Source organism: Nitrospirota bacterium, from assembly GCA_020846775.1.
Lineage (GTDB): Bacteria > Nitrospirota > 9FT-COMBO-42-15 > HDB-SIOI813 > HDB-SIOI813 > RBG-16-43-11.
On the sequence record JADLDG010000107.1, the window covers coordinates 1 to 8,702 of the forward strand.

At 47.4% G+C, this 8,702-nt stretch carries 14 protein-coding genes; 8 read left to right on the forward strand and 6 right to left on the reverse strand.

From position 1 onward, the window contains the following. Positions 1-38: 38 nt before the first annotated feature. Positions 39-200 (forward strand): hypothetical protein, encoded by a 162-nt coding sequence (locus tag IT392_12445; protein ID MCC6545285.1) that lies wholly within the window; start codon positions 39-41, stop codon positions 198-200. 154 nt (positions 201-354) lie between these two features. On the opposite strand, the gene IT392_12450 is transcribed toward IT392_12445, so the two are convergent. Next, positions 355-981 (reverse strand): PEP-CTERM sorting domain-containing protein, encoded by a 627-nt coding sequence (locus IT392_12450; protein MCC6545286.1) that lies wholly within the window; start codon positions 979-981, stop codon positions 355-357. Between the two features lie 643 nt (positions 982-1,624). On the opposite strand from IT392_12450, the gene IT392_12455 reads away from it, so the two are divergent. From IT392_12455 to IT392_12485, 7 genes are read left to right on the forward strand one after another with little or no spacing between them, the layout of a single operon-like run. Then, positions 1,625-1,798, forward strand: coding sequence for a hypothetical protein (locus IT392_12455; GenBank protein ID MCC6545287.1), 174 nt, complete (start codon positions 1,625-1,627; stop codon positions 1,796-1,798). Positions 1,799-1,805: 7 nt separating this feature from the next. Beyond that, positions 1,806-3,734 carry an asparagine synthetase B gene (locus IT392_12460; GenBank protein MCC6545288.1) on the forward strand — a complete coding sequence of 643 codons (1,929 nt, stop codon included), beginning with the start codon at positions 1,806-1,808 and terminating at the stop codon, positions 3,732-3,734. After that, positions 3,725-4,564: a hypothetical protein gene (locus tag IT392_12465; GenBank protein ID MCC6545289.1), complete on the forward strand. Its 840-nt coding sequence runs from the start codon at positions 3,725-3,727 to the stop codon at positions 4,562-4,564. Before IT392_12460 ends, IT392_12465 begins: the two co-directional genes overlap by 10 nt. Next, on the forward strand, positions 4,516-5,466 hold the full coding sequence (locus IT392_12470; protein ID MCC6545290.1) for a hypothetical protein: 951 nt from the start codon (positions 4,516-4,518) through the stop codon (positions 5,464-5,466). The genes IT392_12465 and IT392_12470 overlap by 49 nt, the downstream gene beginning before the upstream one ends. After that, a complete protein-coding gene (locus IT392_12475; GenBank protein ID MCC6545291.1) occupies positions 5,459-6,319 on the forward strand; it encodes a sulfotransferase domain-containing protein in 861 nt (286 codons plus the stop codon). The genes IT392_12470 and IT392_12475 overlap by 8 nt, the downstream gene beginning before the upstream one ends. A 42-nt stretch (positions 6,320-6,361) precedes the next feature. Next, entirely contained in the window at positions 6,362-6,643 is a 282-nt protein-coding gene (locus tag IT392_12480; protein MCC6545292.1) for a PqqD family protein, read from the forward strand. After that, positions 6,633-7,121, forward strand: a complete 489-nt coding sequence (locus IT392_12485) for a lasso peptide biosynthesis B2 protein (protein ID MCC6545293.1) — start codon at positions 6,633-6,635, stop codon at positions 7,119-7,121. The genes IT392_12480 and IT392_12485 overlap by 11 nt, the downstream gene beginning before the upstream one ends. Here IT392_12485 and IT392_12490 read toward each other — a convergent pair. The 5 genes from IT392_12490 to IT392_12510 all read right to left on the reverse strand — a co-directional run bounded on the left by IT392_12490 (position 7,111) and on the right by IT392_12510 (position 8,380). Then, positions 7,111-7,263 carry a UPF0175 family protein gene (locus IT392_12490; GenBank protein ID MCC6545294.1) on the reverse strand — a complete coding sequence of 51 codons (153 nt, stop codon included), beginning with the start codon at positions 7,261-7,263 and terminating at the stop codon, positions 7,111-7,113. The genes IT392_12485 and IT392_12490 overlap by 11 nt on opposite strands. Continuing rightward, positions 7,242-7,298, reverse strand: a complete 57-nt coding sequence (locus tag IT392_12495; protein ID MCC6545295.1) for a hypothetical protein — start codon at positions 7,296-7,298, stop codon at positions 7,242-7,244. Before IT392_12495 ends, IT392_12490 begins: the two co-directional genes overlap by 22 nt. Before the next feature lie 82 nt (positions 7,299-7,380). Next, positions 7,381-7,686 carry a nucleotidyltransferase domain-containing protein gene (locus tag IT392_12500; protein ID MCC6545296.1) on the reverse strand — a complete coding sequence of 102 codons (306 nt, stop codon included), beginning with the start codon at positions 7,684-7,686 and terminating at the stop codon, positions 7,381-7,383. 44 nt (positions 7,687-7,730) lie between these two features. Continuing rightward, entirely contained in the window at positions 7,731-8,135 is a 405-nt protein-coding gene (locus tag IT392_12505; GenBank protein MCC6545297.1) for a PIN domain-containing protein, read from the reverse strand. Continuing rightward, positions 8,132-8,380 (reverse strand): CopG family transcriptional regulator, encoded by a 249-nt coding sequence (locus tag IT392_12510; GenBank protein MCC6545298.1) that lies wholly within the window; start codon positions 8,378-8,380, stop codon positions 8,132-8,134. Before IT392_12510 ends, IT392_12505 begins: the two co-directional genes overlap by 4 nt. Positions 8,381-8,702 lie beyond the last annotated feature (322 nt).

Sequence of the window (8,702 nt, forward strand, 5' to 3'; positions counted from 1 at the left end):
ATACTTTCGTTCCGATAGAGATAAAATCAGGCCAGACTGTGACCAAAGATTACTTTACAGGACTAATAAAGTGGTTGGCAATTGCTGGTGCGGCAGCAGAATCACCCTATGTTATATATGGCGGCAGTGAAAGCCAAAAACGTTCAGGGATTGAAGTTTTGCCCTGGGAAGATATCGTTAAGCTATCTGAGATATGTTGACTATACAGTTGTACTACAGCATATAAAAGCGTCACCTTCCAAACTTAATTTGGATAAATTCAAATATAGAAACTGAAACGCCCACAGGTTGATTCCCAGTGGGCGTTATTTGCTGCCAAACGTATTGAAATCTTGAAATCAGCGTTTAAGACTTCTAAGCCTTAAACTTTTTCTTGCTAAACAATGCTACTCCCACCAGACCTGAGCCGAGAAGCAATAAGGTTGCAGGTTCGGGAACGGGAATGCCATTAGTAGTATCATTATTTGTCAGCCTTACATTGTCAAAGTGGGTTCGCTTGTCGCCAGTAGTGCCAAGACGAATCTCCAATGGTCCACCGTTTGCGGTAGCCAAATAGGTCAGGCTCGCTGTATTCCATTGGCCTGCTGAACCTGTTCCAGATGAAGTCTTGAGTGAAGTACCTCCTGCCAACAATTCAATATAATAACTACACGTAGGGCAACCTATTGAAGTCTGATATCCTACATCCACATTAAGTGTGTACAGATGGCCCGCATTTAATGAACCCAGTGATCCATTGAAAGATGAGATATCCTGATAAATGTAACCAGAGTTAACAAATGCGACGTTGCCACCACTGTAGTCTATACCACCGGTATTAAAGAGAGTAGATGATGGATTCCGTGTTCCATATACTCCTGTACCACTCCATCCTTGAATACCCAGAATACCCATTCCATCTGAAACAGAAGCTTCATCGAAATTCCAATTCGAGATAGTTAGTGCTGTGGCCCATGATCGGTCAACGCTACCAGCCATCATTGCAATCGCTACTACGATTATGAGCCAATATTTTCTACTAGTTTTTAACATTTTGTTCACCTCCTTTCCTTTTTTTTTTAATATTTGTCTTACTTGTTAATTATACGCATGTATACTTCAAAGTAAGCAACTTACATGCCATAGATATAACTAATTGATTTTCAAAGGATTACTTTTCGTGCCCTTAAGGCTATGTTAAATTTTTCGTCACTTTTCACAACACATATTAGCCTCTGTAGAGGCTAACTACTATTGAATTCATTAATGAATTCAAATATATAGATGCATACTACTCTTATTTATTGGTTCAAGACGTACTGTTAAATTTTCCGTCACTTTATGAAATGGACCTACCAATGCGATGGATTAGTAATAAGTCATGATTCCGTGAAGCTTTTCCCCAAAGGCTACGGAAAAATGGCCTGTATCTGTGTGATAGGACACTCCTGCCTCAGTATGTATCACAATAGTCCATCAGATATTGACATCAAAATCTAATACTGCTACCTTATTCTCAGAAAGCAAACTCCTATTCTGGTAGATCAAATATCGAGGTGTTATGGTTGTTATAAGGCCGTAAGCTGGGTTGGGAGTTTTCAGTTATACGGGCATAAAGCCGGAATAGCAAACAAGGGGGAAATAAATGGAAAATGAAAAGGACAAAAGCACTGCTATAACCTCTGAAAAAAGTGGGACCGTATCCCCGGACACGGACGATCGGCGTCCGTGGCATAAGCCATCCGTCACTCGGATAGATATGAAAAAGACACTGTTAGGCTCAAATTCAAACAGTGATGGAGCGTTGTCGTCAACTTAATAGGGTAATGAGCGGCATTTTTGGTATCTTGCAGCGTGATGGAGGTCACACCGCACCGTCTGTTCCTGAAATTATGCGCCGGGCTATGGCGGGCTGGGAAGATAACAGCTGTGACGTGCAGCTTGACGGTCCTGCTGCGTTGGGACAGATGCGTCTATTCAGGACGCCTGATGCAAGGTATGAGATGATGCCGCACATTTATTCGGCAGAGGGCTTTATCTTTTGTGCGGCAGGACGCGTAGACAACCGTGATGAGTTGATTGCTGACTGTGAATTGCGGATTGTAGGATATGAAAAATCTGACATCACAGACTTCAAACTCCTTCTACATGCATATCGCAAATGGGGGGAGGATTGTCCGAAGCGTATTTACGGAGACTGGTCCCTCGCCGCCTGGCATCCCCGTGAGCGCAGGCTGTTTATCTCCCGTGACCACTATGGCAATACATCATTGTATTATTATGCAGACCCGCGGCTTTTCGCCTTTGCCTCGGATCGTAAGGCATTGCTGGCGCTTAACCCTGGACTCATTAAGCCCATTAAGATAGATGAGCTTTATCTTGCACAGGTCTTGATATCATGGCCCGCCTGCCACGGCGAGCGCACCATTCATACGCCTATTAAACGCCTGCCGCCTGCGCACTGCCTTACAGTCACCCATGAACGCCTTGATGTACGCCAGTACTGGCTGCTGGAAGAGACACCTGAACTTCGCCTGCCCCGGCGTAAGGATTATGTAGAGGCATTTCGTGATCTGTTCGATGAGGCTGTACGCTGCAGGCTGAGGGTTTCAAACTGCGGCGGCGCTCAGGGCAATGGGGGTCAGTCTATTGCCGCAACGCTGAGCGGTGGTCTGGATTCCGGCTCGGTTACTGCCACGGCTGCGCATTTTCTGCATGATGAAGGTAAACGTCTGGCCGCCTTTACCTCAGTGCCGCTGTCAGATACCGGTATTTATGCAGGCAAGAGATTTGGCGATGAGCTTCCTTTTGCCCGGGCGACGGCCAGACATGCCGGCAATGTTGACCTGCATCAGATCTCCGCCCGAACCATTTCCCCTATTCAGGCAATCCGCCGCATGTTAGAGATTTATAACGAACCGGGACACGCCGCTGGAAATTTTTTCTGGATTCTGGAGCTGGAAGAAACTGCCCGGGCAAATGGCTGCCGTGTCCTGCTCACGGGACAGATGGGCAATGCAGGCATCTCATGGACAGGAGATGTGTTCTCGCAGCCCTTCTCATTACAGCTAAGCCATTACGGCTGGAGGAGATGGGTAAAGGAAAGGGCAAAGCTGATAGCACCGGATCTATTTTTAAAGGCATACCGCCGTGCGAGAATGCCGGGGGATTATTCATGGTGCAAATCATCCTCCATCCATCCTGATTTTGCACGTCGAATAAACCTGCGGGAACAACGCCTGAACGACCCTGCTGGAAATCCGCGCACCCCGCAGGAAAGGCGTTTTCAGATTCTAAAGCCGGGCAGATCCTTCGGCGGTGCGCTGCATGCACGGATGGGAGCGGCACACGGGCTGGAAATCCGGGACCCTACTGCCGATGCCCGCGTCCTGGCCTTTACCATCTCCGTGCCCGATCATATCTTCATTGACCCGGAAACAGGGATGGATCGTATGCTCATTCGCGATGCGATGAAAGGTCGCCTTCCGGACGAGGTGCGCCTGAACCGCAGACGAGGCAGACAGGCAGGCGACCTGGTTCCGCGTCTGCGCGCCTGCGCCGCTGAAGTAGAGACCGCTCTGGACGAACTGGCGCAGGGCCCCGCTGCCGACTATCTGGATGTCCCCTACATGTTCGAGGTCTGGAGAATGATCCAGACGCAGGACACGCCTGAGGCCTTCCGCAAGGCCGGTACCGTGCTGACCCGCGGCATCATGGCAGGGCTGTTCGTGAACGGGTTTGGAAAATGGCAATAAATAAAAACATGCCTTTTGACAGCATGGGGATTGAATTCACATCGGTCCCTGTTTCTCTCGATGGCGCAACGGCTCGAGGCGTGCTCTGGCAGGCTGCAGCTGGCAGATTTTTGCTCAATGTACCTGATGTAGCACGCTATCTCATTGTTGATGGACGCAATGCCTTTATCGAACCTGCTGCCAACACTGATGAAGGCAAAGTGCGGCACTTTCTATTTAAAGCCCCTTTAGCAGCGATGCTTTTCCAGCGGGGAGTTCTGGCATTTCACGCTGCCGCCGCTGCAACTCAACACGGTGCCATTCTCTTCGCCGGGGATTCAGGGTCAGGTAAGTCAACACTTCTCGCGGCGCTGCTCAAGCGAGGATGGGAAATGCTCTCCGATGACCTTGTAATGGTTGACCTTGACGAACATGAAAGGCCTGTAGTCTTTCCGGTCTGCCAGGACATCCTGCTCTGGCCTGATGCGATGGAGAAATTAAAGATTGCCGCACCTTCTTCTAAGCCTCACGACTACAATAATAAGAGAAGTGTTATTCCCCAGCCTGGCCCAATCGCCTCTGATCCTAAGCCCCTTCGTGCGATCTACTGGCTCTCTGTCCACAACAGGGACGAAATCGAGATTAAGGAATTAGAGGGGACGGAGCGATTCAGTGCATTAGGCCTCCTCTCCTACAACAGCCATATCGCAGACGCCCTGTTTGATCGCACCGTCTATTTCCGCAAAGCTGCTGCCGTATCCGGTGAAGCACCTCTCAAACGCCTGCGCCGTCCACGAGGGCGATGGAGCATAGAGGAACTGGCGGATATGGTGGTGAGCGAGTGGCAGTGACATACAATTATACAGCCTATGGCCTAACCGTGAGCGTGCCCTTTATCTGCCCGGCGCTGCCAACCGCTCCTGCGGATGCTGCCCCAGATGTAACAGTGGTGTACGGTACCGTTCCTATGAAATTGGCAGGCTCTGCTGCATCAAATGATAGTTGGGACGCTGGGTTTTGCTGGCAGGCCGCTCCAGGCAGATATCTTCTTAGGGGAGGATTGAGTGCCGGACGATTTCTGGTGGAAGACGGTAATCGAGTCACGCTGGAACGCAATTCAGCAGCCGAAGATGAACGTCTCCTGTTCCATCTCCTTCACTCTGTAACAGCCGCTTTGTTCCGGCAAAGAGGCTTCCTGGTTCTGCACGCCAGCTCAGCCAATACACCCGCAGGCACTATAGCTCTTTGCGGCAAATCCAGGGCAGGCAAATCCACCACCCTTGCGGCCATGATCCAGAACGGCTGTACTATGGTGTCGGACGATTTAACCATTCTTCGCCGTGCTGCAAATGGCTGCATTGAAGTCGTGCCTGGAACTACCATGATGCACTTATGGGATGACGCCGCGCAAGGCGTCGGACTGGATATATCAGGCCTCAGCCGCCACCCCATGAGGCGCGGGAAGGCAGCCCTGGAGGCGCCGGGCGCACCATGCCTAAATGCTGCTCCATTACACAAAATATTTATTCTGGAACCCAGCACAGGCAAGAATATAAGATTATCGAGACTGAGTGGCACAGAGAAGTTGGATGCTCTGCTGGATTGTGTATACGGGCCACTTTTCGCGGAGGAACATCCCGGACTGTTTACGATATTCTCCTCTGCGGCTTCTCAGACGGATATTTTCCGTGTTAAACGACCAGAGAGTCGTTGGACTGTGCACGAGGTGGTGGAGTTTATACTTAATGGCTAAGATCATATGGCTTGCGTCGTATCCCAAATCAGGCAACACATGGATGCGAGTTTTGCTGACAAATTACCTGAGTAACAGCGATTCGCCCGCTGACATCAACAAACTTGAAGGAGGCCCTATCGCCAGCGCCAGAGCGTGGTTTGACGAGTGGGCAGGAATTGAGGCCTCTTCAATGAATGATACTGTTATCGAGCGTTTGCGCCCCGATGTCTATCGCTGCATGGCAGGCGATTCTCCTGACACGCTATACATGAAAGTACACGATGCCTGGGGCCGCACTGACAGAGGTGAAGCTCTATTCCCGGAGGATGTTACAGGCGGGGTAGTTTATATACTGCGCAACCCCCTGGATATGGCAAAGTCCTGTGCCCATCATTGGGGCCTGGACCTGTATAAGACGGTTGAAAACATGTGTGACCCCGAGTTTGCCCTCGCTCGTTCAATTGGCGAACTTTCTGACCAGCTGCGCCAGAGTATGCTCTCCTGGAGCGGCCATGTGCGAAGCTGGCTTGATGAATCGGGGCTGCCTGTTCACATAGTGCGTTACGAAGACCTTAGCCGGGACGCCGAAGCAATTTTTTCCGGGGTTGTACGCTTCTGCGGTCTTAAGTATAATGAGGCGAATGTGCGCAAAGCAGTGGCCTTCTCCGATTTCGGTGAATTGCAGCACCAGGAGTATAATAAGGGTTTTCGCGAGCGCCCGGTACAGGCCCCCGGCCTTTTCTTCCGCCGTGGACAGGCAGGCTCATGGAAAGAAGAACTGCCGTCTGAACTGGTCAAACGAATGATCGAGGTTCATGGAGAGATGATGAAAAGGTTCGGATACCTGGATGAGAATAATGAACCTGTTTAACAGGGTATTTTATTAATCAACTAAGAATAGGAGGTATCAACTATGTCTATTGAATTAAACCGTCAAATTGTACGCTCTGAAAACCTGATGTCTGCCCGTGTGGATAATGAAATCGTTATCCTGAACATGCCCAAAAACAACTATATAGGTCTTAACGAGATTGCCCTTCGCATATGGGATTTATTGGAAGTGCCCAGCAGCGTAGACGAGCTCTGCAATAGGTTGGGCCGGGAGTTCGAGGCAGCAACTGAGCAGATCGAGTCCGATTTGCTTTCTTTCCTGGAAGAATTGAAACAAGAGGGGTTGATCAGGTTTGTTGATTAGAGGCCTACTCAAGTTTATGCGGCTGCCGTTTGCTGTAAAACTCCTGCTGCAGGAGGCAGCCTTGTTTATGGCGCTTGCGCGGTCTGCAATCCTGCTGATTCCATTTCGCAGAATTGCGCCCCTGCTGGGTAATGAACGACTTGAATCTCCCCGGACGATTACACAATTGCAGGACTTAAAGGCAAAGCAGATCGGATGGGCAGTCGTTACAATGAGTAACAAAACCTTCTGGCAATCAACCTGCCTTGTACAGGCTATCGCTGTACAACTTATGCTTAACCGGCGAGGGATTCCCGGAACTCTTTACCTTGGCACTTTAAAAGACAAAGAAAATAAACTGCACGCCCACGCATGGATACGCTGCGGCGAGAACATCTTAACAGGAGCAGGTGGGCATCAACGGTTCTCAGTACTCTCCTCTTTTGCCCGGCCCCAAGAGCCTCAATCATCTTCACCTCAGGGGTTAGTTAATAGATGACCTCTAAGTTTTTCAACCCAGTTCGATAATCTTCATCATCCAGATTACTCTTGACACCATAGTCTGCCAGAATGTTCATCATTTCACTAATTGAGACCCCTGCTATCTCAGCAGCTTTTCCTAAACCTGAATAATCTTCCATACTATTTCGAGATCAACCCCGAAGTATTCATGGATAAGAAGGTAAAGACGTTAATCTCTTCAGACATAAATGATTTGCCCTATTATTTTTTCTCTTATTGACTGCTTTAACGAGCTTTCAAATCCAAGGTCTATTTTCCTTTTTATCTCTTTTTCCAAAAATCTTTTTTAGCTGTAAAAAGGTATGAATACTCTTTCTGGTTTTTTCCATGTCAATAACAATATCAATATCGCTGGAAGAAGTCTGAGTACCCTGTACAAAACTACCAAAGATTCCTATACTTGTTACGCCGAAGTTGTCATGCAACAATTTTCTATTATTTTTTAAATATGTTAATATTTCATCATTAGACAAATTATCCATCTTTACTCCGTCCCCTTTATTTCTTTTTTTATAAAATATCCTGTTGCCTGTTCTCACCATCTGACGCAGCCGGCCACTTGTGAAAGTCAATGTTATAAAGAATTTTATAAAGCAGGGAGCACCTGAAATTTCATTATCTTGAAATGACTGTCGAAAGAAAAAGCAGTATCTATCTGCAGCCTTTGCATTAAAGCAAAACTCGTACAGTCTGTATAACTGAAGTCCTTATCTTTGAATTTCAAAAAAATCTCCCATGCCTTTTCCTCATCAATATCTTTAACAACGACAAGGCTAACAAAGCCACTGTCTCTGAGTTTTTTACCGAAATCTGAGGCAACTTCCCATCCCAGACGACTTCTTAAAAGTGTAACAGTCTCGTCAAATATAAAATTGGTTGTTATCAGAGGAGTCTTATTTATCTTTAGGCAATTAACCGCATTTTTATGATCCGGATCACTTCTATCAATCAATGCGTACCATGCACCTGTATCAACAAATGACCGCTTCATTTCTTTTTCCCATATAAATATTTATCATGCTCTCGTGCCACTGGTGAACCGTCTCCCTTGCCGATACCAATTAAATCAAATACAGGGTCATCTGCTCCTTTAGATGCAAGTTTTGAGAATTTATCAGTTATCATTTCTCTGATAATCCATGAGAGACTCTTTTTTGTTTTTCTTGATATTTCAAGAAGAATTTGGTACTGCCAGTCTTCAAGGGATATCTGTGTTCTATGCTTTGTGTTTTCCATGATTACCCACCCGTAATTACATTAGCTACATCATACATCATCTCGAGATATTATGTCAAAAGGTACTATCTATCAACCTAAGAGCTATTAAAGGGGTGCCCCCTTTACAGGGGATGCTTATAAAGTGGGTGGGGGACCAATACCAAATTACAATATCGTGCTATATCCTTGAAGTGGGCATCTAAAGAAAAGAGGAATGGATGTGTCTATGAGAACATTACCTGACATGACGTGTCTGCTCCCATGTATCTTCAAACTGAAGTGTGCCCTCAAACCCCAGAATCTTTTCAATCTTCTTCAAGCGGATATATTCCTGGAGGGC